Annotated in this window: 23 protein-coding genes and 3 tRNA genes; 12 read left to right on the top strand and 14 right to left on the bottom strand. The window is 66.2% G+C overall.

Annotated features, from left to right (window positions below):
- Positions 1-8: 8 nt before the first annotated feature.
- From ACSHZY_RS12435 to ACSHZY_RS12415, 5 genes are all read right to left on the bottom strand, one after another.
- Positions 9-1,793, bottom strand: coding sequence for a peptidoglycan D,D-transpeptidase FtsI family protein (locus ACSHZY_RS12435; protein ID WP_435169554.1), 1,785 nt, complete (start codon positions 1,791-1,793; stop codon positions 9-11).
- Positions 1,790-2,134: a cell division protein FtsL gene (ftsL, locus tag ACSHZY_RS12430; RefSeq protein ID WP_435169552.1), complete on the bottom strand. Its 345-nt coding sequence runs from the start codon at positions 2,132-2,134 to the stop codon at positions 1,790-1,792. The genes ACSHZY_RS12435 and ftsL overlap by 4 nt, the downstream gene beginning before the upstream one ends.
- Positions 2,134-3,099, bottom strand: a complete 966-nt coding sequence (gene rsmH / locus ACSHZY_RS12425) for a 16S rRNA (cytosine(1402)-N(4))-methyltransferase RsmH (RefSeq protein WP_435169550.1) — start codon at positions 3,097-3,099, stop codon at positions 2,134-2,136. The genes ftsL and rsmH overlap by 1 nt, the downstream gene beginning before the upstream one ends.
- Before the next feature lie 2 nt (positions 3,100-3,101).
- A complete protein-coding gene (mraZ, locus tag ACSHZY_RS12420) occupies positions 3,102-3,614 on the bottom strand; it encodes a division/cell wall cluster transcriptional repressor MraZ (protein ID WP_435169549.1) in 513 nt (170 codons plus the stop codon).
- Positions 3,615-4,209: 595 nt separating this feature from the next.
- Complete coding sequence (locus ACSHZY_RS12415) at positions 4,210-5,262, bottom strand: Mrp/NBP35 family ATP-binding protein (protein WP_435169547.1); 1,053 nt, start codon at positions 5,260-5,262, stop codon at positions 4,210-4,212.
- 259 nt (positions 5,263-5,521) lie between these two features.
- Here ACSHZY_RS12415 and ACSHZY_RS12410 point away from each other — a divergent pair, with 259 nt between their 5' ends.
- Positions 5,522-5,731 (top strand): DUF1127 domain-containing protein, encoded by a 210-nt coding sequence (locus ACSHZY_RS12410; protein WP_435169545.1) that lies wholly within the window; start codon positions 5,522-5,524, stop codon positions 5,729-5,731.
- Positions 5,732-6,172: 441 nt separating this feature from the next.
- Here the strand turns inward: ACSHZY_RS12410 and ACSHZY_RS12405 are convergent, their stop codons facing one another.
- On the bottom strand, positions 6,173-8,515 hold the full coding sequence (locus ACSHZY_RS12405; RefSeq protein WP_435169543.1) for an ATP-dependent helicase: 2,343 nt from the start codon (positions 8,513-8,515) through the stop codon (positions 6,173-6,175).
- A 278-nt stretch (positions 8,516-8,793) separates the two neighbouring features.
- Here ACSHZY_RS12405 and ACSHZY_RS12400 point away from each other — a divergent pair, with 278 nt between their 5' ends.
- The 5 genes from ACSHZY_RS12400 (at position 8,794) to hisH (ending at position 10,607) form a co-directional block, all read left to right on the top strand.
- On the top strand, positions 8,794-8,988 hold the full coding sequence (locus ACSHZY_RS12400; RefSeq protein ID WP_271971689.1) for a hypothetical protein: 195 nt from the start codon (positions 8,794-8,796) through the stop codon (positions 8,986-8,988).
- 164 nt (positions 8,989-9,152) lie between these two features.
- Positions 9,153-9,227 (top strand) — tRNA-Gly (locus ACSHZY_RS12395).
- 21 nt (positions 9,228-9,248) lie between these two features.
- Positions 9,249-9,323: transfer RNA gene (locus ACSHZY_RS12390), tRNA-Gly, on the top strand.
- Between the two features lie 64 nt (positions 9,324-9,387).
- The gene (gene hisB / locus ACSHZY_RS12385; RefSeq protein ID WP_435169541.1) at positions 9,388-9,972 is read left to right on the top strand and encodes an imidazoleglycerol-phosphate dehydratase HisB; all 585 of its coding nucleotides are present in this window, start codon (positions 9,388-9,390) and stop codon (positions 9,970-9,972) included.
- Positions 9,972-10,607 carry an imidazole glycerol phosphate synthase subunit HisH gene (gene hisH / locus ACSHZY_RS12380; RefSeq protein WP_435169539.1) on the top strand — a complete coding sequence of 212 codons (636 nt, stop codon included), beginning with the start codon at positions 9,972-9,974 and terminating at the stop codon, positions 10,605-10,607. Before hisB ends, hisH begins: the two co-directional genes overlap by 1 nt.
- Here the strand turns inward: hisH and ACSHZY_RS12375 are convergent.
- Positions 10,604-10,981: a DUF2147 domain-containing protein gene (locus ACSHZY_RS12375; RefSeq protein ID WP_435169538.1), complete on the bottom strand. Its 378-nt coding sequence runs from the start codon at positions 10,979-10,981 to the stop codon at positions 10,604-10,606. The two genes, hisH and ACSHZY_RS12375, sit on opposite strands and share 4 nt — an antisense overlap.
- Positions 10,982-11,072: 91 nt before the next feature.
- Here ACSHZY_RS12375 and hisA point away from each other — a divergent pair, with 91 nt between their 5' ends.
- The 3 genes from hisA to ACSHZY_RS12360 are packed head-to-tail and all read left to right on the top strand — an operon-like array spanning position 11,073 to position 12,884.
- Positions 11,073-11,789 carry a 1-(5-phosphoribosyl)-5-[(5-phosphoribosylamino)methylideneamino]imidazole-4-carboxamide isomerase gene (gene hisA / locus ACSHZY_RS12370; RefSeq protein WP_435169536.1) on the top strand — a complete coding sequence of 239 codons (717 nt, stop codon included), beginning with the start codon at positions 11,073-11,075 and terminating at the stop codon, positions 11,787-11,789.
- A 28-nt stretch (positions 11,790-11,817) separates the two neighbouring features.
- Positions 11,818-12,579 carry an imidazole glycerol phosphate synthase subunit HisF gene (hisF, locus tag ACSHZY_RS12365; RefSeq protein WP_435169534.1) on the top strand — a complete coding sequence of 254 codons (762 nt, stop codon included), beginning with the start codon at positions 11,818-11,820 and terminating at the stop codon, positions 12,577-12,579.
- Positions 12,576-12,884 (top strand): phosphoribosyl-ATP diphosphatase, encoded by a 309-nt coding sequence (locus ACSHZY_RS12360; protein ID WP_435169532.1) that lies wholly within the window; start codon positions 12,576-12,578, stop codon positions 12,882-12,884. Before hisF ends, ACSHZY_RS12360 begins: the two co-directional genes overlap by 4 nt.
- On the opposite strand, the gene ACSHZY_RS12355 is transcribed toward ACSHZY_RS12360, so the two are convergent.
- Together ACSHZY_RS12355 and rlmB are read right to left on the bottom strand one after the other, a co-directional pair.
- Complete coding sequence (locus ACSHZY_RS12355; RefSeq protein ID WP_435169530.1) at positions 12,874-13,290, bottom strand: CoA-binding protein; 417 nt, start codon at positions 13,288-13,290, stop codon at positions 12,874-12,876. The two genes, ACSHZY_RS12360 and ACSHZY_RS12355, sit on opposite strands and share 11 nt — an antisense overlap.
- 240 nt (positions 13,291-13,530) lie before the next feature.
- A complete protein-coding gene (gene rlmB / locus ACSHZY_RS12350) occupies positions 13,531-14,313 on the bottom strand; it encodes a 23S rRNA (guanosine(2251)-2'-O)-methyltransferase RlmB (RefSeq protein WP_435169528.1) in 783 nt (260 codons plus the stop codon).
- A 109-nt stretch (positions 14,314-14,422) separates the two neighbouring features.
- Here rlmB and ACSHZY_RS12345 point away from each other — a divergent pair.
- Both ACSHZY_RS12345 and ACSHZY_RS12340 read left to right on the top strand, forming a co-directional pair.
- Positions 14,423-14,506 (top strand) — tRNA-Tyr (locus ACSHZY_RS12345).
- Positions 14,507-14,570: 64 nt separating this feature from the next.
- Positions 14,571-15,557: a hypothetical protein gene (locus ACSHZY_RS12340; RefSeq protein WP_435169527.1), complete on the top strand. Its 987-nt coding sequence runs from the start codon at positions 14,571-14,573 to the stop codon at positions 15,555-15,557.
- Here the strand turns inward: ACSHZY_RS12340 and ACSHZY_RS12335 are convergent.
- Positions 15,554-16,231, bottom strand: a complete 678-nt coding sequence (locus tag ACSHZY_RS12335) for an SIMPL domain-containing protein (RefSeq protein ID WP_435169525.1) — start codon at positions 16,229-16,231, stop codon at positions 15,554-15,556. The two genes, ACSHZY_RS12340 and ACSHZY_RS12335, sit on opposite strands and share 4 nt — an antisense overlap.
- A gap of 150 nt (positions 16,232-16,381) precedes the next feature.
- Between ACSHZY_RS12335 and ACSHZY_RS12330 the strand changes: the two genes are divergently transcribed.
- Entirely contained in the window at positions 16,382-18,730 is a 2,349-nt protein-coding gene (locus ACSHZY_RS12330) for a hypothetical protein (RefSeq protein WP_435169524.1), read from the top strand.
- Positions 18,731-18,785: 55 nt separating this feature from the next.
- Here ACSHZY_RS12330 and ACSHZY_RS12325 read toward each other — a convergent pair whose 3' ends face one another.
- The 4 genes from ACSHZY_RS12325 to ACSHZY_RS12310 all read right to left on the bottom strand — a co-directional run bounded on the left by ACSHZY_RS12325 (position 18,786) and on the right by ACSHZY_RS12310 (position 22,970).
- The gene (locus ACSHZY_RS12325; protein WP_435169522.1) at positions 18,786-19,295 is read right to left on the bottom strand and encodes a CarD family transcriptional regulator; all 510 of its coding nucleotides are present in this window, start codon (positions 19,293-19,295) and stop codon (positions 18,786-18,788) included.
- A 194-nt stretch (positions 19,296-19,489) separates the two neighbouring features.
- Positions 19,490-19,828, bottom strand: coding sequence for a ferredoxin FdxA (gene fdxA / locus ACSHZY_RS12320; protein WP_271971711.1), 339 nt, complete (start codon positions 19,826-19,828; stop codon positions 19,490-19,492).
- A 114-nt stretch (positions 19,829-19,942) separates the two neighbouring features.
- Complete coding sequence (locus tag ACSHZY_RS12315) at positions 19,943-20,224, bottom strand: RNA-binding S4 domain-containing protein (protein ID WP_435169520.1); 282 nt, start codon at positions 20,222-20,224, stop codon at positions 19,943-19,945.
- Between the two features lie 13 nt (positions 20,225-20,237).
- Positions 20,238-22,970 (bottom strand): helicase-related protein, encoded by a 2,733-nt coding sequence (locus ACSHZY_RS12310; RefSeq protein WP_435169518.1) that lies wholly within the window; start codon positions 22,968-22,970, stop codon positions 20,238-20,240.

The raw sequence follows: 22,970 nt of genomic DNA, 5'->3' as shown, positions 1-22,970 counted from the left end.
GGTCTCCGTCATTCCACGTTCGCGGTCAGTTCGGCCACGGCTTCCTCCGGCTCCTCGGTCGGGCGCAGGCCCAGAAGGGGAACAACGCGGCGGATCACCTCGGCGGCGACGGGCACGGCGGTCCAGCCCGCCGAACGGCGCGGCCGGGCCAGGGTGTTGTCCGAAGGCTCGTCCAACGTCACCACCAGAACATATTTCGGGTCGTTGGTCGGGAAGACCGAAGCGAAGGTGTTCACAACGCGGTCCTTATAATAACCGCCATGCGGGTTGGGCTTGTCGGCCGTGCCCGTCTTGCCCCCCACTGGATAGCCGGGGATGCGCGCGAAGCTGGCCGTGCCTTTGGTGACTACAAGCCGCAGCATGTGCACGGCTTGCGCCGCGACCTCGGAGGACATGACCTGTTCGCCATGCACCGGACCATCCCGCTTCAGCAGCGTCGGCGTCACCTTGGCACCGCCATTGGCGATGGTGGCGTAGGCGGCGGCCAGATTCATCGGGCTGGCCGCGATGCCGTGCCCATAGGAGGTGGTGATCGTCACGATCTCGGGCCAGCGGGGGGGCACGATGGGCTTGGCACCCGGCGCTTCCACCAGTTCGATCGGCGACGGGTCGAACAGGCCGAGCGAGCGCATGAACACCTTCTGGCGTTCAGCCCCGATCTCCAGCGCGATGCGCGCGGTACCCACGTTCGACGAATGCTGGATCACCTCCGCCACCGTCTGCATGCCGTAGTTGTGGCCTTCGAATTCGTTGATGCGGTACTTGCCCCAGATCAGCGGCGCGTTGCCGTCGATGATGGTGTCGGGCGTGACCAGCCCCAGCTGGATGCCATTGGCCGCCGTGAAGATCTTGAAGGTGGAGCCGAGTTCATAGACCCCCTGCACGGCGCGGTTGAACAGGGGGCTGTCGCCCGGATCCCCGGTCAGCAGCGGCGCGGGCCGGTCGTTCGGGTCGAAGTCGGGCAACGACACGAGGCTCAGCACCTCGCCCGTCTTGACGTCCATCAGCACGCCGGCGGCGCCCTTGGCGTTCATCATCTTCATGCCGGCGTCCAACACGTCGGTGACCGCCTGCTGCAACGTCATGTCCAGCGACAAGGCCAGCGGCTCGGTCTGGGCCGGGTCGCGCAGGCGCGCATCCTCGAACCGTTCGATCCCCGCCATGCCGACCACCTCGGCCGAGGCCACGCCTTCGGCGCCGAAGGTCGCCCCGCCCAGCACATGCGAGGCGAGCGTCCCGTTCGGATAAAGGCGCATCTGGCGCGGGCCGAACAGCAGCCCCGGATCGCCGATGTCGTGAACCGCCTGCATCTGTTCGGGCGACAGTTTCTTGCGGATCCACATGAACTTGCGCCCGTCGGTGAAACGACGCTCCAGCGCGGCGGCGTCCATCTCGGGGAACAGCTTGCCCAGTTCCACGGCGACATGGTGCGGATCGACCATGTCCTGCGGGTGGGCGTACAGCGCATAGGTCTGCATGTTCGTGGCCAGGATCCGGCCGCGGCGGTCCACGATGTCCGCCCGGTTGGCTGAAATCTCGTGCCCCGGAAGGGCCAGGCGCGGCTCCGTCGGCTCGTCCGAGGCCAGAAGTCCCATCCGCACGCCGATCACCAGGAAGATCATGAAGAACGCGAGGCCCATGAACAGAAGGCGGCCTTCGGCGCGCGTCCGGGCACGGTCACGCATGCTTTCGTGCCGCAGGCGCAGGTTCTCACGCTCGATCGCGTCGGGGTCGCCGCCCATCTGACGGGCCGAAAGGATGCGGGCAAGCGGGCGAAGCGGCACTCGGATCATGGGATCAGCTCATCCTGCGCGGCGTTGGGATCAATGGTCAGGCCGAACAGCGGTTCGGGCGGATAGGTCACCTGCTCCGGCCCGCCGAACTGGGCGGCGGTCATCGGCAGCAGTTGAAGGCGGTCGAAATTGGCATTGACCAGATCCTGCAAGCGGTCCGGACGGTTCAGGAAGGCCCATTCGGCGTTCTGCATGGCCAGCCGCGTGCGCAGGTCCGCGATCTGGCGGTTCAGCGACGACACTTCCTTGAGCATGTTCTGCGTGGTGTAGTTTTCGCGATACGCCCAGAAGGCCAGAAACATCACGGCCAGAAAGCTGACGATGTACAGGAACGGACGCATCAGCGCCCTCCCTTCTTCGGCAGCATCGGCACGCCCAGAACGGAAGGATCGGTGCGACCGGCGGGCGCGTCGGTGCGCTGCCCCACCCGCAGCTTGGCCGAGCGGGAACGCGGGTTCACCGCCAGCTCGTCCTCGTCCGGGCCGACGGCGCGCCTGGTCAGCGGCACGAAGCGCGGCGCTTCGGTCTGCACGGCGGGGGCATAGCGGTTGGCCTGCGATTCCTGCCCGGACCGGTGCTGGAAGAAGCGCTTGACGATGCGGTCTTCCAGCGAATGGAAGGTCACGACCGCCAGCTTGCCGCCTGGTTTCAGGGCACGCTCCGCCGCCTCCAGCCCCAGCACCAGCTGATCGAATTCGGTGTTCACCGCGATGCGCAGCGCCTGGAAGCTGCGGGTGGCGGGATGGCTTTGCCCCGGCTTCGGGCGCGGCAGGCATTTCGCCACGATTTCGGCCAGTTGCAGGGTGGTGGTGATCGGCTTTTCGGCACGGGCCCGAACGATGGCGCCCGCGATGCGGCGCGAGGCCCGCTCCTCGCCGAAGTGATACAGGATGTCGGCCAGAACGGTGTCGGAGGCGGTGTTCACCAGATCGGCGGCAGATTCGCCGTCTTGGCTCATCCGCATGTCCAAGGGGCCGTCCTTCATGAAGGAAAAGCCCCGTTCGGCCAGATCCAGCTGCATGGAGGAGACCCCCAGATCCAGCACCACCCCATCCAGCGGACCATGGTCGTCAAGATCCGAGAAGGTGCCGGCGACCAGTTTGACCTTGCCGTCCCAATCCGTCTTCGCCGCCATCTCCAGCGCCAGGGGATCGCGGTCGATGCCGATGACGTGGTCGGCCCCCGCCTCGATCAGGCCGCGGGTGTAGCCGCCGGCGCCGAAGGTGCCATCCAGCCAAAGGCCGGAAACCGGCGCCACCGCCGCCAGCAGCGGGGTCAGAAGAACGGGAACGTGGGGGGCGTCCATAATCAGCCTTGCAACAGGGTCAGCATGTCGACACCGCCCTCCAGAAGGGCCAGCTCCTCGTCCTCGCGGGCGGCAAGCTCCTCGTCGAAGGCGTCGCGGGTCCAGATCTGGAAGGTGTTGAGCGTGCCGGCGAACACCGCCTCCACTGTGGCCTTGATGGCGTCGGCGGACAGGCCCAGCTTGTCGCGGACCTTGGGCGGCAGGACGATGCGTCCATCCTCGTCCACCTCGATCGTGGCGGACAGGGTGATGTAGTTGCGCTCCAGGATGCGGCGCTGGGGCGAACCGGCGGGCAACAGAAGGATCTTCTGCTCCAGCAGCGCCATTTCGGCCATGGTGTAGCATTCGACGAACTTGCGGCGCGCGTCGCCATACACCATCACGATGCGCGGGCGGTTGGTTTCCTTGGCCAGCGGGTCGCCGTCCTGAAGCACGCGGCGAAAGGCGACGGGGATCAGGACCCGCGCCTTCGCGTCAACCTTCTGGTTGAACTCGCCTCTGAACGCTTCCGACACACCCGCATCCTGCCTTCATGTCCGAGGGGGATCCCCGAACGGAAAACGGCGGATCGAGCGGCTGCCACTGCCCGATCCGCCGGTCTGTCCCATCGCTGGGTGTCCAGCTGCGCGCGCCCACCTCGGGGGATGACTGCTCGGCCGCGCGCCGGATCTGTTTTTGGTGACGAAAGCGGTTGCCTGTATGAAACCTGAAAGGTTCTTGCCGTTTCGGGGTCTTTGCGTGCCCCTGTTCAACTGCCGCCCTCGTCGTCGTGAGAACAGGGATGACATGGGATGAGGTGGGACGTAAAGGAAAAAAATGGGTCTTGTTCCGGAACATTTTGTGACGCCAGAGGCACCCTTCCGATCCACATCTTCCCAAGATTGTAAATTACTTCAAGATTTAGCGATATTCAGCGGTTGCCGCACCCTATCTTGTGTTTTTTCGCCCGCCCAGATTGTCCCAGCCGCTGTGCTGAAACTCGCTCATTCCCGCCCCAATGCGGCGGGGGCGCCACAGGTTTTGCCCGCCGCGCCCCCGCCTCGCCGTTTCGTGATTCTTTGAAATGTCAGGCCGTCCCGGAAAATCCCGTCCGTCCCAGCCGATCCCGGATCAGGCGAGATCGCCGCCGATCAGGCGCTGAGCCAGACGGGCATAGGCGTCGGCCATGGGCCCTTCCCCCGCCGCGACCGGCGTTCCGGCATCGCCCGCGAGACGCACCGACAACTCCAGGGGAAGCTCCCCCAGGAAAGGCACATCCAGACGCGCCGCTTCGGCCGCCACGCCGCCGTGACCGAAGATGTGGGATTCGTGGCCGCAATTGGGACAGACGAACACGCTCATGTTCTCGATCAGGCCCAGAACCGGGGTGCCCAGCCGGTGGAACATGTCCAGGGCCTTGCGCGCGTCCAGAAGCGCCACATCCTGCGGGGTGGACACGACGATGGCGCCGGTCAGCTGCGTGCGCTGGCACAGGGTCATGGCCACGTCCCCGGTGCCGGGCGGCAGGTCGACCAGAAGAACGTCCAGCTCCCCCCATGCCACCTGTCCCAGCATCTGCTGCAACGCACCCATCAGCATGGGCCCGCGCCAGACGATGGCCTCCTCCTCCTTCACCATCAGGCCTATGGACATCATCGTCACGCCATGCGCCTTCAGCGGGATGATCGTCTTTCCATCGGGCGAGGCCGGACGCTTCGACACGCCCATCATCCGCGGCTGCGAAGGACCGTAGATGTCGGCGTCCAGAAGCCCGACCCGCCGCCCCTGCCGCGCCAGCGCCACTGCGAGGTTCGACGACACGGTGGATTTGCCCACCCCACCCTTGCCGGACCCGATGGCCAGGATGCGCTGGACGCCGGGAACGGCCTGCGGCCCCTGGTCCGGCGTGGGATGTCGCCCCAGCTTCAGCTTCGGCGCGGCCGCCTCGGCCGTCAGCACCACCGAGGCGGAGCGGACGCCCGGCAGGGCCTCCAGCGCGGCCTGCGCCCGGGCGCGCACGGGCTCCATCAGGCGGGCCTGCTCGGCCGAGGCCGCCTCGATCACGAAGCGGACGGCGCCCTCCTCGATGACCAGCGCGCGCACCATGTCGCGCGACACGAGCGTTCCGCCCGGAACCTCGATCCGGTCCAGTGCGGCAAGGATGGAATCGCGGCTTGGGGTCATGGTCCACTCCTGTGACAGTCCAGCGACAACTTGGTCAGAACCGGTGGAAGCGCAAGGCGTTGTTCACGACCTGCCCGCTTTTCGGGCAGTGCCGTGCAGGACGTATGCGGTGCGCCGGGCCAGCCATGCGGATGCTGCATGGCAGCGTTGACGCGAAGCGGGATTGTGCAGGTGCAGCAAAACCCGCACATTGGCTTCAACAGCGCCGGACATGGCAACCGCCGAAGATAGCGCAAACACAGACACAAGGTGAAAGACCATGGCTCAGGCAGCCTCCGCTCAGATCGCTCGCGACGGTTTCCGCTTCGGTGGCCTGCTCGACGTGATCAAGTCGGGCCTCCAGCGCCGCGCCCTGTATCGCCAGACGGTGGCCGAACTCAACGCCCTGTCGGCCCGCGAACTGGGTGATCTGGGGCTGAACCGGATGTCCATCCGCAATGTGGCCCGCGAAGCCGCATACGGCAAGTAAGTTTCCTCGTCTGGCCCCTCCTCCTCCCTGGGCCTTACGAAGAGCGGTAGCATCCCCTCCCTGATGTTGCCGCACCTGTTCGAAGCCTCGTGCTTCACACAAGATGCGTTCGGCCCCTCCTCCTCCCTGGGCCGTCCGTTACGCGGCGACCCTCTCCTCCTCCCTGGGGTCGCCGCAAAAAGTTTCATCGGTGGCCCTCCTCCTCCCTGGCCACTGACGATATGGCGGCGCCCCTCCTCCTCCCTGGGCGCTGCCACCCTCTTCGGTCACCACCTCCTCCCCGGTGGCTGCAAGGCTGGAACGGCGCCCCTCCTCCTCCCTGGGCGATGTTCCTTCAGATCGACGGCCCCTCCTCCTCCCTGGGCCGGACGTGACAGAAACGGCGGTACCCCTCCTCCTCCCTGGGTGCCGCCGTTTTCTTTTGTCCGGTGTCCGGTGGTGTCAGAAGGGAACGTCGTCCGCCCGATCGGCGGCCACGACGAAGCTGGCGACGATCTTCTTCGACCCGGCCTTGTCGAACGCCACGTCCAGCTTGTCGCCTTCCACGCCCTGCACGGTGCCATAGCCGAACTTCGTGCTGAACACGCGATCGCCCGTCGTGAACTTGGCCACGGCCTGAAGGTCGATCACCACGTTCTTTGATTCGCGGGGCTGCGACATGGGCCGCGACGTGGCGCGATCCTGCATCCGCTTCCATCCTGGGGAGTTGTAGACGTCCGCGCTTGCCACCCGCTGGTCCATCGGTGTCGCCGCCGCGCCGAAGCCGCCCCCGTAAAGGCCAGGCGGTGTCAGCACCTCCACATGCGCGGCGGGCAGTTCGTCGATGAAGCGCGACGGAAGCGCCGATTGCCATTGCCCGTAGACGCGGCGGTTGGCGGCAAAGGACACGGTGCAGATCCGTTCGGCCCGCGTGATGCCGACATAGGCCAGCCGCCGTTCCTCCTCCAGACCTTTCAGGCCGGATTCGTCCATGGCGCGCTGCGACGGGAACAGCCCATCCTCCCAACCGGGAAGGAAGACTGCGGGAAACTCCAGCCCCTTGGCCGCGTGCAAGGTCATGATGGACACCTTCTCCCCCACCTCCCCCTGCTCGTTGTCCATGATCAGGGCCACGTGTTCAAGGAATCCCTGAAGGTTCTCGAACTGCTCCAGCGCCTTCACGAGTTCCTTGAGGTTTTCCAGCCGGCCCGGCGCCTCGGGCGTCTTGTCGTTCTGCCACATGGCGGTGTAGCCGGATTCGTCAAGGATCGTCTCGGCCAGCTCGATATGGTTGTGCTCGCGCAGGGTGGCCGCGTGCCAGCGGTCGATGCCTTCGACGAACTGGCGCAGCTGGCCCGCGCCCTTGCCGCCGATCCCGCCCTGCGCCAGAAGCGCGCGCGCGCCTTCCAGAAGAGGCATGTCAGCCTCGCGTGCCGCCCGCTGGATGGATTGCTGCGCTTTGTCACCCAAGCCGCGCTTCGGTGTGTTCACCACGCGTTCGAACGCCAGATCGTCGTCCGGCGACACCGCCAGCCGGAAATAGGCCATCGCGTCCCGAATCTCCAACCGTTCATAGAAGCGCGGGCCGCCGATCACGCGGTAGGGCAGACCGATGGTCAGGAACCGGTCCTCGAACGCGCGCATCTGGTGGGAGGCGCGGACAAGGATCGCCATCGAATCAAGGCCGACCGGATCCATGCGCCGCGTGCCGCGCTGCATCGCCTCGATCTCCTCGCCGATCCAGCGGGCTTCCTCCTCGCCGTCCCAGTGGCCGATAAGGCGCACCTTCTCGCCACCCTTGGCGGCGGTCCACAGCGTCTTGCCCAGACGCCCCGCATTGGTCGCGATCACGCCCGAGGCGGCCGCAAGGATGTGTTCGGTGGAGCGGTAGTTCTGCTCCAGCCGGATGACCTTGGCGCCGGGAAAATCCTTTTCGAATCGCAGGATGTTGCCCACCTCGGCACCGCGCCAGCCGTAGATCGACTGGTCGTCGTCCCCCACGCAGCAGATGTTCTTGTGGGCCTGCGCCAGAAGCCGCAGCCACAGATACTGGGCCGAGTTGGTGTCCTGATATTCGTCCACGAGGATGTAGGGCAGCCAGCGCTGGTATTGCGCCAGCACGTCGGGATGATCCTGGAAGATCGTCAGCACATGCAGCAGCAGGTCGCCGAAATCGACCGCGTTCAGGGATTTCAGCCGGTCCTGATACTGTTCGTAGATTTCCGTCCCGCGGTGGTTGAAGGCGCCAGCCTCGGACGCCGGCACGCGGCGCGGGGTCCAGGCGCGGTTCTTCCAGCCGTCGATGATTCCCGCCATCATCCGCGCGGGCCAGCGTTTCTCGTCGATGTTGGCGGCGACGATCAATTGCTTCAGCAGGCGGATCTGGTCGTCAGTGTCCAGAATCGTGAAGTTCGACTTCAGCCCCACAAGTTCGGCATGGCGCCGCAGGATCTTCACGCTGATCGAATGGAAGGTGCCCATCCAGGGCATCCCCTCCATCCCGCCGAGCAGGCGGCTCACGCGGTCCTTCATCTCGCGCGCGGCCTTGTTGGTGAAGGTCACGGCCAGAATCTCGTTCGGGCGGGCCCGCTGCGTGTTCAGCAGGTGCACGATTCGCGAGGTCAGCGCCTTGGTCTTGCCCGTCCCCGCCCCGGCCAGCATCAGCACGGGACCGTCCAGGGCCTCCACCGCCGCGCGCTGTGCGGGGTTCAGGTCCTCCAGATAAGGGGTGGGACGCGCCGCCATGGCGCGCTGGCTCAGCGGCACCGCCGCCTCGAAGGCATCGAAATCATCGGATCCGGTCATGGATGGGAAGATAGCCCGTGATGGGACAAATGAAAAGCGTTCGCGGTCTGTTCACCAGAAAGCGATGTGGTGCCAGGGACTTCGGCAGGAGGCACGTAAAGCCGACCGTTTTGCTTTCAAAACCGACTGTTTTTCTTGGACCTTCATACCTGACTGAACCTGTCATCTATATGTTTTTATTGGTTATTTTTCTTGACGTTCTGCGTATGTCGACTTAGATTGATTCCAAGGAAGGCCGAGCGCCTCCGAATGAACAAGCTTCTGATGGAGATTCGGATATGACCAAACATTGCGCCGAGTGCGTGTTCTTCGAAGACCACGTCGCCAACGGAACCCCGGCGGTTCGTGATGCCGGCCTGTGCCGCTTCAACCCGCCTGTCACGCAACCCTCCGCCGACGCGCGCGGTTTCTGGCCGGTCGTGACGGCAAATGACTGGTGCGGCCATTTCACGGGCCAGATCGCGGCGGAATAAGTTTCGCCGGCACGCCAGCCAGCCGCGCTTTGCGCCGCCAGCCAGCCATGCCAGCGTCAGAAAGGGCGGCACCCGTGGGTGCCGCCCTTTTGTTTTCGCTGGCCTTCATTTTTCCTCTTGCGCCCGTCGGCGCCGTGGCCTAAATCCCCGCCAGTCCAAACGGTGCGGGCGTAGCTCAGGGGTAGAGCATAACCTTGCCAAGGTTAGGGTCGGGCGTTCGAATCGCCTCGCCCGCTCCAATTGGACCGATGATCTGAAGCGCGGGCGTAGCTCAGGGGTAGAGCATAACCTTGCCAAGGTTAGGGTCGGGCGTTCGAATCGCCTCGCCCGCTCCAGATCACCAAGACATTGCAGGGATTTCTTCCGCCGCCTATAAGGCCCCGGACAAGGAGACCCGCGATGCGCACCGCAGACATCACCCGCAAGACCGCCGAAACCGACATCACGCTGACCGTCAACCTGGACGGAACGGGCGTTTACGACGTGCAGACCGGCGTCGGCTTCTTCGATCACATGCTGGACCAGCTGTCGCGCCATTCCCTGATCGACCTGACGCTGCGCGCCACCGGCGACACCCATATCGACGACCACCACACGGTCGAGGATTGCGGCATCGCCATCGGTCAGGCGCTGACCAAGGCTTTGGGCGACAAGCGCGGCATTCGCCGCTACGGCTCGTTCCATCTTGCGATGGACGACGCGCTGGTGCGTTGCGCGCTGGACCTGTCGGCCCGCCCCTTCCTGATCTGGAACGTCCCCTTCCCCACGCCCGCCATCAAGTCCTTCGACACCGAGCTTGTACGGGAGTTCTTCCAGGCCCTGTCCACCCATGCCGGCATCACGCTGCACGTGGACCTGATCCACGGCGTCAACAGCCACCACATCGCCGAAGCCACCTTCAAGGCCGTCGCCCGCGCCCTGCGCGAAGCGGTGGAGCCCGATCCCCGCAGCCCCGGCCTGCCTTCGACGAAAGGAATGCTTTGATGCTGACGGTTCTGGTCGATTACGACAGCGGCAACCTGCACTCGGCGGAAAAGGCGTTCCAGAAGACGGCGGCCGAAACCGGCGGCACCGTGATCGTGACGGACAAGCCCGAGGATGTGGCCCGCGCCGACCGCATCGTGCTGCCGGGAGACGGTGCCTTCCCCGCCTGCCGCCGCGCATTGGGGGCCTATGGAGGGCTGTTCGAGGCGATCGAGGAATCGGTCACCGTGAAGGGCCGGCCTTTCCTTGGCATCTGCGTGGGCATGCAGATGATGACCACCTGGGGCCGCGAGTACGAGGATGTGCGCGGCTTCGATTGGGTTGGAGGCGAGGTCGTGAAGATCACGCCGGACGACCCGTCCCTGAAGGTGCCGCATATGGGCTGGAACGATCTGGTGATCGACCACCCGCACCCCGTGCTGGAGGGGATCGCCACGGGCGATCACGCCTATTTCGTCCATTCCTATCACTTCCGGGTGACGGATCCGGCGGAACGGCTGGCCTATGCGAACTACGGGACACAGATTACGGCCATCATCGGGCGCGACAACATGGTCGGCACCCAGTTCCACCCGGAAAAATCGCAGGCGACCGGCATGCGCCTGATCCGCAACTTCCTGGCCTGGCGCCCTTAATCCAGGCGCTGCCACACCCCGCCCGACCGGCAGATGCCCAGAAGGCAGCCGCCCACGTCCAGCGTGTCGCCTTTCAGGATCAGGCGGGCGGCATAGCTTTTTCCATTGGTCGGATTGATGACGCGCCCACCGGAATAGCTGCCGTTCGCCCCTTGGACGTTCTGGAACACCGCCCGCCCCTGGATGTCGGACGGCACCACCTGCCCCCGCGCGTCCAGATCACCCGCAACCGTGCCGCAAAAACCCGTGCCGCAGGGCGCGACCTGCACAAGTCCCACCCCGCCCTTGCCATTGGGCGTGGTGCGCCAGGTCCCCTCGATCGGGTCGGCGGCGAAGGCGGGGCTGGCCATGAGCAGCAGGGCAAGGATACGCATCTGGCGCAGGTAATCCGCCCCTGCCCTGCGGCAAGGTTTGCGCGGACGCCGAAGCCGCGCTAGGAAGCGGCAAAGCAACCGGAGCCGCGCCATGATCCTTTACCCCGCCATCGACCTCAAGGACGGCCAGTGCGTGCGCCTGTTACGCGGAGAGATGGAGGCAGCCACTGTGTTCGGCGACGATCCGGCGGCTCAGGCCGCCAAGTTCGTGGATGCGGGCTGCGAATGGGTGCATCTGGTGGACCTGAACGGCGCCTTCGCCGGGCAGCCGGTGAACGCCGCGGCGGTGGAGGCGATCCTGTCCGCCGTAGACGTGCCCTGCCAGCTGGGCGGCGGCATCCGTGACATGGCCACGATCGAGATGTGGCTGAACAAGGGCCTTGCCCGCGTCATCCTTGGCACCGTCGCGGTGGAGAACCCGGATCTGGTGCGGGAGGCCGCCCGCGCCTTCCCCGGCCGCGTCGCCGTGGGCATCGACGCCCGCAAGGGCCGCGTCGCGACCAAGGGCTGGGCCGAGGAGACGGACGTCATGGTGACCGACCTTGCCGGCAGCTTCGAGGATGCGGGCGTGGCCGCCATCATCTACACCGACATCGACCGCGACGGCGCCATGGGCGGTCCCAACATCGAGGCGACGGAGGCGCTGGCCCGCGCCGTGTCGATCCCGGTCATCGCCTCGGGCGGGGTATCGCGGATGTCGGACCTGACAGCCCTGCGCGACACGGGCGTGATCGCCGGTGCCATTTCGGGGCGCGCGCTGTACGATGGCGCGATCGACCTGGCCGAGGCGCTGGCCGTTCTTCGCTGACCGCAACCTTTCACCCGCCGGTGGCCCCATGCTGAAAACCCGCATCATTCCGTGCCTGGACGTCGCCGATGGCCGCGTGGTCAAGGGCGTGAACTTCATCGACCTGATCGACGCCGGCGACCCGGTGGAAGCGGCGCGCGCCTATGATGCGGCGGGCGCGGACGAGTTGTGCTTTCTCGACATCCACGCGACGCATGAAAACCGCGGCACGATGTTCGACCTCGTGACGCGCACGGCGGAACACTGCTTCATGCCCCTGACGGTGGGTGGCGGCGTCCGTACGCCCGAGGATGTGCGCGCCCTGCTGCTGGCGGGGGCCGACAAGGTGTCCTTCAACTCGGCCGCCGTGGCGGATCCGGACGTGGTGGCGCGCGCGGCGGACCGTTTCGGCAGCCAGTGCATCGTCGTCGCCATCGACGCCAAGACCGTGGAGCCGGGCCGGTGGGAGATCTTCACCCATGGCGGCCGCAAATCCACCGGCATCGACGCGGTCGACTTCGCCCGCACCGTGGCCGCCAAGGGCGCGGGCGAGATCCTGCTGACCTCCATGGACCGGGACGGCACACGGTCGGGCTTCAACATCCCGCTGACCCGCGCGATCTCGGACGCGGTGAACGTGCCCGTCATCGCCTCAGGCGGGGTCGGCACGCTGGACCATCTGGTGGAAGGCGTCACGGAAGGCGGCGCGTCGGCTGTGCTCGCCGCGTCGATCTTCCACTTCGGCACCCACACGATCGGCGAGGCCAAGGCCCACATGGCCGCCGCCGGCATTCCGATGAGGATGGCATGACCGCGCTGGAACGCCTTGCCGCCACGGTGGCCTCCCGCAAGGGGGCCGATCCCGACACGTCCTGGACCGCGAAGCTGCTGGCCAAGGGCCCCGAGAAATGCGCCGAGAAGTTCGGCGAGGAGGCCGTGGAGGCCATCATCGAGGCCGTGAAAGGCGACCGCGCGAAGCTGACGTCGGAAGCGGCGGACGTGCTTTATCACCTGCTGGTCATGCTGGCCGCACGCGACGTGACGCTGGCCGAGGTGCTGGCCGAACTGGAACGGCGCGAAGGCACTTCGGGGATCGAGGAAAAGGCTAAACGCTGAGGCGCGGGATCTCGATCGCCGGGCAACGATCTTCCACCACCTGAACACCGCGGGCCTCGGCCAAGGCCCGCGCTTCGGCGTTGGAGATGCCCAGCTGCATCCAGATCGTCTTCACCCCCTCCAGCGCCACGGCCTGTTCGACCACGGGCAGCACATCCTCGGACCGGCGGAAGATGTCCACCATGTCCACCACTACGGGAAGCGAGGGGAGATCGGCCACCACCGTTTCGCCCAAAGCCTCCGCCCCCGCATGTCCGGGATTGACGGGGAAGACACGATAACCGCGGGTTTTCAGGAAGGCCGCGACCTGATGGCTGGCCCGCCCGGGGTTGGGCGACCAGCCCACGACGGCAATGGTGCGGGTGCTGCGCAGGATCTCGCGGATCATCTCGTCGCTTTGGCTCATTCACGCCTCCGGCTAAAAAAAACGCCCGATCACGAAGACCGGGCGAAGTTACGGAACGAGGGACAGTGAAGTCAGGAAACGGGGGTTCCGGCCCCGTCCTTGAAATAGAATAGGGCCCCCAAAACAAATTGGAAGCCCTTTCGCGATTCTGTGAACACTTCGACCGAAAAAACTTGATCCTGTCAATCAACCCGTCGTCGTTCTGCGTCCCATGTGACATAGGGGCCACAGACGTGCAAGTCACTGCCGCGTGATTGCCGCATAAAGCGAGATGGCCGCCGCGTTGGACACGTTGAGCGAGCCAAAGGCCCCCGTGAAGGGGATGCGCACCAGTCGGTCGCAGGTGTCGCGCGTCTTTTCGCGCAATCCCGGGCCTTCCGCGCCAAGCACCAGCGCGACGGGACGATCGCCCACTTCGGCCAGCGCCTCGCCAAGGGTGACATCCGCCTCCCCTTCCAGCCCCAGAAGGACGAAGCCCATGCCGCGCAGATCTTCCATCGCATCCGACAGGTTCTGCACGCGCAGATAGGGCTGGCGTTCCAGCGCGCCCGAGGCGGTCTTGGCCAGCGCGCCTGTTTCCGGTGCCGAATGACGGTGCGGCGCGATCACGGCGCGGGCGCCGAACACCTCGGCCGACCGCAACACGGCGCCCACGTTGTGCGGATCGGTCACGCGGTCCAGGCACACCACCAGGGGTGCGCCTTCGCCCGAGGCGCAGATCTCGTCCAGGCTGCCCCAAGACAGGGGCTTCACTTCCAGCGCCGCGCCCTGATGCACCGATTCGGGATCGATCGGCACGTCGAACTTGCGGGGATCGACAATCTCCGGCTCCATCCCGCTTTCAGGAATGGCGTCGGCCAGACGGTCGGCCGCGTTCTTCGTCACGACCAGGCGCAATTTCTCGCGCGCGGGATTCAGCAGGGCATCGCGCACGGCATGGATGCCGAACAGCCACACCGTCTCGGCGGCCGAGGCGCGCTTGGCCCGCTCCTTCTCGATCACCCAGACCGGTTTCTTGCTCATCGCTTGGCTCCTTTGGAAGGCCGCGACAATCGCCCGACGGGCCCGCGCGTGCAAGCGGAACTTTCCCGCTTGACGCCCGCGACAGGCTTCTTTATGTCCCGCCTCCAGTGGGCGACGTGCTGCAAGGTGCGGCAGCGGACTGTAACTCCGCCGAGGCGACTCGTGCCTGGTTCGATTCCAGGGTCGCCCACCATCTTTCCTTCCCTCCGGCCGACAACCCTTTATAAAGGTTGGTGAACGCTGCATTCGGGAAGCTCATGGCACGTCAGTCCTTCAACATCCTCGCGATCGCGCAATCCGGCCGGCTGGAATACGAAGCCGTCATCCTGGCCGCCTCCCTCCGCCTGGCGGATCCGGACTTTCCGGGCACACTGTTCATCGCCGAACCCCAGCCGGGTCGTCTTTGGGGCGACGAGGATCCCCGCATCAGCAAGAAGACCCGCGACCTGCTGCGCGAGCTGGACGCCGAGATCATTCCCTTCAAGTCCGAGGTGTTCGGCGCGGCCTATCCCAACGGCAACAAGATCGAGGCGCTGTCGGCCCTTCCGAACGAGCCGTTCCTGTTTCTGGACACCGACACGATCATCACCGACAGCTTCGCCAAGGTGACCTTCGACTTCGACCGCCCCTCGGCCTCGATGAAGCGGGAAAACACCTGGCCGCAGGAAGAGCCGTATGGCCCCACGGTCGGGGAAACGTGGAAGGCGCTTTACGAACTGTTCGATGTGCCGTTCGAGCCAACCCTCGCCCCCGAGGAGCCGGAGGATTACTGGCAGCGCTATCTTTATTTCAACGCGGGCTGGTTCTTCCACAGCCGCCCGCAGGACTTCGGGGCGCGCTATCTGGACTGGGCCACCCGCCTCTGGCGCGACCGGCCGGAGGTTCTGGCCTGCCAGCCGATGGACCCGTGGCTGGACCAGGCGGTGCTGCCGCTGGTCATCGCGTCCTTCGGCGGTGGACGCCCAGGGCCGGAGCTTGCGGGGCTGGACGGGGACGTGACCTGCCATTGGCGTGTCCTGCCCCTGATGTTCGCCCGCGAAAGCGACCGGGCCATCGCCATGATGAAGCGCGTGTCCCAGCAGGCCGTGGTGCGCCCCGTGCTTCAGAAGTACGGCCCCGCGCGGAAGATGCTGTACGACGGTCACGGCGACAGCGTCCGTGCCCTGTTCGATCAGGACGACCTGCCCCGGAAAGAACAGGCCATTCGCAACCGCATCCGCCGCGAAGGGTTCTGGACGCGTTAGGTCGCGTCGGGGATGTCGAAGGTGATGGTGACCTGCGCCGAACGCGTCACTTCACCCCCCGCGACGGGCGTCGCGGCCGAGGCTTCCATGCGGAACATCGGAACCGGCCCCTGCGCGCCGCCGCCTTCGATGATCGATTCGATGCCGCCCAGTTGCACGCCCGCCGCCTCGGCCAGCTGGCGCGCGCGATCCTTTGCATCTTCCACGGCCCGCTTGCGCGCCTCGTCCATCAGCGGCTTCGGATCGGCCAGATCGAACGAGATGCCGTTCAGCGTGTTGGCCCCGTCGGCCACCACCGTGTCCAGAACTTCGCCCAAGCCGTCGATCTTGCGCAGGCGGACGGTCAGCATGTTGTCGGCGGTGTAGCCATCAATGCGGCGGGCCTGATTTTCCGCCTGCGTCCAGTTGGGGTTCAGTTGCAGGCCGGTGGTCTGGATGTCGGCGTCGGCGATGCCCGCCGCTTTCAGCCGGTCCATCACGGCCGTCAGCTGCGTGGCGTTGGCCTGCATCGCCTCGGTCGCCGTGGCGCCTTGCGCCGTCACGCCCAGCATCAGGGTAGCCATGTCCGGCGCGGCGGCGACCTGCCCCTCGCCCGTGACCGTGATGTGATCGGCCACCGCCAACGTCGGTGCGGCCAGGAGGGTGCCCAGCAACATGGCCTTCAACGTGTTCATTCCGCGCTCCTTCATGCGTGTCTGCGGCCAACATAGCGTGAAATTGCCGGAGCCCACGCGTTCTTCTTTCCCTCGGCAGAAAGCTGCTTTAACATCCTTGGCAGAATGGGAGGTCAACTCCCGCCCCCTTGCGACAGAGCAGACCACCCCATGATCCCCGCTTTTGCCCTTGTCTTCAGCGAAGAAACCGTGACGCTCCTGCATCGGCAGGACGGCTGGACGCCGATCGACACGGTGGCGCTGGACGATCCCGATCTGGCCGAACGCCTGTCCGACCTGCGCGCCCGCGCCGAGGGGCTGGCCGAGGGGACGTTGGTCACGAAGCTGGCCATTCCCACCTCGCAGATCCTGTACACCACCGTTCGGATCGAGGGGGACGATCACGACGCCAGCATCCTGGAGGCGCTGGAGGGGCGGACCCCCTACGACGTGTCCGAACTGGTGTATGACCGCGAATTGCGGGACGGGCAGGCGCATCTGGCCATCGTCGCCCGCGAAACTCTGCACGAGGTGGAGGGCTTTGCCACCGATCACGGCTTCAACCCCGTGGCGTTCACCGCCCTGTCCCCCGAAGGCCGCCTCCCCGAGGAACCGTGGTTCGGCACCACGATGGTCGCGCCCCGTTTCGTGAACGGCGACGTTGTGGAACGCGACGCATTGCTTCTGCGCTCGGTGGCCGCCGAACCCGTCGACCTGTGGGACGAGCCGGTGGAACAGGAGGTTCCCCCTGTCGTCAAGGACGACGTCCCCCCCGCCGAAGCGGTAGCGGAGCCGTTCGAAACGACTCCCGAACCCTTGACGGAAGAGCCGGAACCGGAGCCGGCCCCTGCGGTGGCGGAAGCGATGCCCGTGGAGGAGACGTTCGTCGAACGCGTGTCCCTTCCGGAAGACGAACCCGTATCCCTTCCGGAACCCGAACCCGAACCCGAACAGCATTACGTGGACCTGCCGGAGCCGGAACCCGAAACATCCCGCTATCTTCCCGAGCCGGAACCGGAAACCGCCCGCTACCTGCCCGAACCAGAGCCGTTCGAGCCGGAGCCGGAGTTGTACGAGTCCGAACCCACGCCGCCCCCCGCCCCGCCCGAGGCGGAGCCGGAGCCGCGGCCCATTCCCGAAGCGCCCGCGGCTTCCGTCGCGGCCCCCCTTCCGGTGTTCGAGCATCCGTCCTTCACCGCCAAGCCGACCCTGCGCGCCGAACGCGGCCCGGCGCCCGTGCGCCGTGTGGAAGCCAAGTCCAACCGCTTGACGCCGCGCGTCACCTCGGCCGCCAACGAAGCACCGTTCGTGGATTTCGCCCCGAAATCCGCCCGCACGGACATGACGCCGCCTCCGTTGCGGGTCACGCAGCGCCGGCCCAAGCCTGCCGCGACCGGCCGCCCCTCTGGGGAGCGCGTGAAGCCCCGCCTGATGGGCATAGTGCTGACGGTGCTTCTGCTTCTGGCGCTGGCGGTGGCGGCGGCCTTCTCCTCCTATTTCCTTGAAGGGGCCGCGCCCAAGGCGGCTCAGGCCGGCGTGTCGACCCGCCCAATGGCCATGATCTCCATGGCCGAGGCCGCGACGGCCCCGGCGACTTTGATCGCGGCTTCATTGACGCAGGACGCGCCGCCGCCGTACGTGGTCCAGACGGCGCATGTCTACCGGGCGACGGCGGACGATCGGCCGGCCACGGTCATCCTGGCGCAGGCCGTGGCGCCTCCGCCGGCCCTGCTTCTGGCCCAGGCGGACACGGCCCCGCCCGATCCAGACCGACGTCTGGCGCAGGTGACGCCACGCGCTCGCCCCGCGCTTCCCGTGGCCACCGTCGAAGAACCGGCTTCCGAGGCTGCGTCCGTTGTCACGGACGCAGCCTCTGCCATTTCAGAGATGCGTCCCCGCCTGCGCCCCGAGGATCTGGCCCCCACCGAAGAGGAAATGGCCGAAGCGGTGGATGAGGAAGGCGGACTGGACGCCAGCCCCCGCCCGTTGATCCGTCCGGAAATGGCGGCCAATGCGGCCATCACGGCAGCACCCCAGGAACGCGGAACGGAGCTTGCGGTGGCCGTGTCCCAACGGCCCCAGATGCGGCCCTCGGGCGTGTCGCGCGCCTCGGTCAACGCGGCGCTGGCGGCGGCGCTGGAAGCCCCTCCGCCCCCCCCGCCGGTGCAGCAGGCCGCGCCCGCCCCTGCCGCCGCCCCGCCAGCGCCCGTGACGGCACCGCGTCAGCCCGCGCGGGTGGCCAAGGCCGAACCGACGCCGACGGCCCCCCGCATCCCCACCCGCGCTTCGGTCGCGCAGCAGGCGACCGAACAGGACGCCATGCCCCTGGGCCAGACCAACGTCATCAGCATCACCGGCAAATCGTCGAACCGCACCGCCCTTGTGCGCGGCACCAACGGGCGCATCAGCCGCCTTCGCGTGGGTGACCGCATCGACGGTGGCGTCGTCGCCGCCATCACCGAAAACGCCGTCCACTATCGCAAGGGCAACCAGCTTTACGCCCTGAACATGCCGGGCTGACATGCAAAAGCCGCGGCGCGGGGCCGCGGCTTGCATACACGAAACGACAGGCCGTTCAGGCCGCGCGCGACAGCAGAACGTCGTCCACCTGCTTTTGCGCCCCAGCCTCGTCGGTGCCCGACACCGCGGCCACTTCACGAGTCAAACGCTCCAGCGCCGATTCGTACAGCTGACGTTCCGAATAGGACTGTTCACGCTGATCGTCCGACCGGTGCAGGTCGCGCACCACTTCGGCGATCGACATCAAATCGCCCGAGTTGATCTTCTGTTCGTATTCCTGCGCCCGACGCGACCACATGGCCCGCTTCACGCGCGCCTTGCCCTTCAGCGTGTCCAGCGCCCGCGCGACCACGTCCGGATCCGACAGCGACCGCATCCCGATTTCCGTCGCCTTGTGCGTGGGCACGCGCAACGTCATCTTGTCCTTCTCGAACGAGATCACGAACAGTTCGAGCTTGATGCCCGCGATTTCCTGCTCCTCGATCGAGATGATCTTTCCCACGCCATGCGCGGGATAGACGACGAAATCATCCGGGCGGTATTCGGGCTTTTTGGTCTTGGTCATTCGATTCCTCGTATTTCACCTGACCGACGACAAATATCCGCCCGAAACGAATTTCGGGGGGACAAGGGGGAAGATTTGTCGTTGGAACAAGGTCTCCGCGTCACATGCAGAAGGGCGCATTTGCCGGTTCCGCGACTGTTGTGACACCGTCATACCACAGAATCGCGCCGTTTCCAACCGCCGCCTTGCAAAGGTCAGTTACCCTCGCCCGGCTCCGCGATGAAATACTTCTCCAGCTTGCCGGTTTCGCCGTCACGTTCCGCGGCTTCCGGCAGCGGATCGCGCTTCTGGGTGATGACCGGCCACTGCAGCGAGAACTTGCGGTTGAACTCCACCCACTCGTCCATCGCCGGCTCCGTGTCGGGGCGGATGGCGTCGGCCGGGCATTCGGGTTCGCACACGCCGCAATCGATGCATTCATCCGGGTGAATCACCAAGGTGTTCACGCCTTCATAGAAGCAGTCGACCGGACACACCTCCACGCAGTCGGTGTATTTGCAGGCGATGCAGTTGTCGGTGACGACATAGGTCATAACGAATATCCGCTTGCGGCTGGTGGCACGTTACCTATTCCCCGCGCGGGAAAAGGGCAAGCGCCCAGCAAAAGGAAAGACCGGTGCCACATGGCCGCCGGTCCTGCAGGAAAGTCATTCCGCCTCGTCTTCACCCAGGGGAACATCCTCCGTCAGATCGACGTAAAGCGCTTGCGCTTCGGACGCGGGTCCCCGGCGGATCGGAAGGTCCATCACGCGGATCACCCGGATCCGACCGCCTTGCGGAAAGGTCAGCGCGTCCCCGGCCCCGACGCCGCTGGACGGCTTGCGCGTCTTCGTGCCGTTGATCCGCACATGCCCGGCCTCGACCTCGGCCAGGGCAATCGCGCGGGTCTTGAAGAAACGCGCCTGAACCAGCCATTTGTCCAGGCGCATCACGGGCCGCATGTCAGCTTTTCTTCAACGCGGCCAGAACCGCGAAGGGGTTGTCGGGATCGATCTTCACCGGACGTTCGGGACGCGCCTCGAACTGGCGGGGACGATCCTCACGCTCGGGCTTCTTGCCCTTGGGCTTCGGCTTGCCCTGACGGGGGGCGTCGCTGCGGGCCTCGCCCTCCTTGCGGGGGGAACGCTGTTCGCCCTCCTTGCGCGGCGGGCGGTTGTTCTCGCGGCGCGGCTGCGGATCGCGACGGCGCGGCGCCCAGGTGAAGGTGTAGAACGACTCCATCTCCACCTCGGCCGTTTCGCCTTCCGGGATGGGGTTCTGTTCGGGCGCAGGGTCCGCGCCATCCACCGGCTTGGCCGGACGCGCCTTCGGACGTTCCGCCTTTTCGCCCTTGTAGCCCAGACCGCCCATCAGGTCGGCGAACTGTTCCAGCGTCATGCCGGTGATGGACAGCATGTCCGGCGTCGCTTCGAACCCGCCACGGCTGTCCTGACCGCGCAGCAGGTCGGCCAGACGTTCCAGCATGTCGATGCGGATCGCGCGCACGCCGGCGGGGTGATAGCCGGCCAGCGTGTAATGCTCACGCGGAACACCGTCCACGTTCGGGATCGTGACAAGGCCCGGGGGCGGGCTTTCAGGGAATTCCGACAGGTTGTTGGCCAGCGACCACAGCACCAGACGCAGACGCGTCGCGGCGGGCTTCAGCAGCAGCGGCAGGAACACCGTGAACTGGCCGAACCGCACGCCATGCTTGCGCAGCACCGAGCGGGAGTCCTGATCCAGCGCCTTCACCTCTTCGGCGATGCCGTCGCGGGGAAGAACGCCCATGCCTTCGACCAGGCGGAAGGCAAAGCCCCGCGCCAGACCCGTCAGCGATTCGTCGCGCGCCATGTTCAGCAGCGGTTCGAACTGGGCCGCCACCTTGCGGTCGATGAAGTGCTGAAGACGGCGCTTCACCTTCTCAGACACGTCGTGGCCGGCTTCCTCGTCCACGAACGCCTCGACCTGCGGCTTCAGCGGATCGCCGCCCGTCACCAGCTTGCCCACCGCCTGGTTGCCCCACATGAGGCCCCCCTGCTCGGTGAAGTCCATCTCCGTGTCCGGCGCGTTGTAGAACCGGTCCGCCCGCAGGTGGAACTCGGGGCGCAGCGCCTGGAAGGCCGCCTGCCGCAGCGTCTTCGCTTCTTCGGAAGAGCTTGATGCGTCCTGCCGGAAGCGGAAGCCCTCCAGACGACCGACGAACTCGCCTTCGACCGTCACTTCACCCTTGTCGTTCACCTCGGCCACGAGGGTCTCCTTCTGCTTCAACCGCCGCATCAACACCGAAGTGCGCCGGTCGACAAATCGTTGGGTCAATTGCGCGTGAAGCGCATCCGACAGTCGGTCTTCTACAGCGCGCGTTTCGTCCCGCCAATGGGTTTCGTCTTCCACCCAGCCTTTGCGCTGCGCCACATAGGTCCATGTGCGAATATACGCCAACCGGCGGGAAAGGGCGTCAATGTCCCCTTGCGTACGGTCAATGCGCTTCATCACGCCGGCCAGCCAGTCGTTGGGGACCTTGCCGCCTTGCAGGAATTCGAAGATGCGGGTCAGCAGGCTGATATGCTCACCCCCTGATTTTCCACGGAAATCCGGGATGCAGCAGACATCCCATAGCAGCCGCACCGATTGCGGGGACCGAACGCGGTCGCGGATGTCCGGCAGGGCCGCCAGCGCCTTCAGCGCGTGCAGGTCGTCGGATTCGCGGGTGCGGGACAGCCATTCGTTCTGCGTCGGCGCCTCAAGGCTCGCCACCAGACGGTCGATGGTGCCGAACTCCAGCGCCTCGTTGCGCCATTGCAGTTTCTTGATCGGGGCGAAGCGTGATTCTTCGATCGCGCGCACCACCTCCGGCTCCAGCGGGCTCGCCTCGCCGGTCACGCCGAAGGTGCCGGGTTCGGTGTGCCGCCCGGCCCGGCCCGCGATCTGCGCCAGTTCGTGGGGGAACAGGGGGCGCATCCGGTGGCCGTCGAACTTCTCGGTCGACGAAAACGCCACGTGCCGCACATCAAGGTTCAGGCCCATCCCGATGGCGTCCGTCGCCACCAGGTAATCCACGTCCCCGTTCTGATACAGATCCACCTGCGCGTTCCGCGTGCGGGGCGATAGCGCGCCCATCACCACGGCGCATCCGCCCTTGGTCCGCCGGATCAGTTCCGCGATGGCATACACGTTCTCGACCGAAAATCCGACAATGGCGCTGCGCGGCGGCATCCGGCTGATCTTCTTCGATCCGGAATAGGTGAGCGTGGAAAACCGCTCCCTCCGCATGAACTCTACCCCCGGCACCAAGGCTGCGATGGCCCCGCGCATCACCTCGGAGCCGAGGAACAGCGTCTCGTGCAGCCCCCGCGCGCGCAAAAGGCGGTCGGTGAAGACATGTCCGCGCGACGGGTCGCCGCACAGCTGGATCTCGTCGATGGCGACGAAATCCGCGCCGATCTCCTGGGGCATCGCTTCCACGGTGCAGACCCAGTACTGGGTGCGCTCGGGCACGATCCGCTCCTCGCCCGTGACCAGCGCCACGACCGAAGGGCCGCGCTGCGCCACGATGCGGTCATACACCTCGCGCGCAAGCAGCCGCAGCGGCAGCCCGATGACGCCGGTCCGGTGGCCCAGCATCCGCTGGATCGCGTAATGGGTTTTTCCGGTATTGGTCGGCCCCAGGACCGCCGTCACCCGCCCGTTCTGGCGCAT

The organism is Falsirhodobacter sp. 1013 (genome assembly GCF_051195255.1).
In the GTDB taxonomy this organism is placed as follows: Bacteria; Pseudomonadota; Alphaproteobacteria; order Rhodobacterales; family Rhodobacteraceae; genus Falsirhodobacter.
This window is presented reverse-complemented; position numbering and strand designations above follow the sequence as displayed.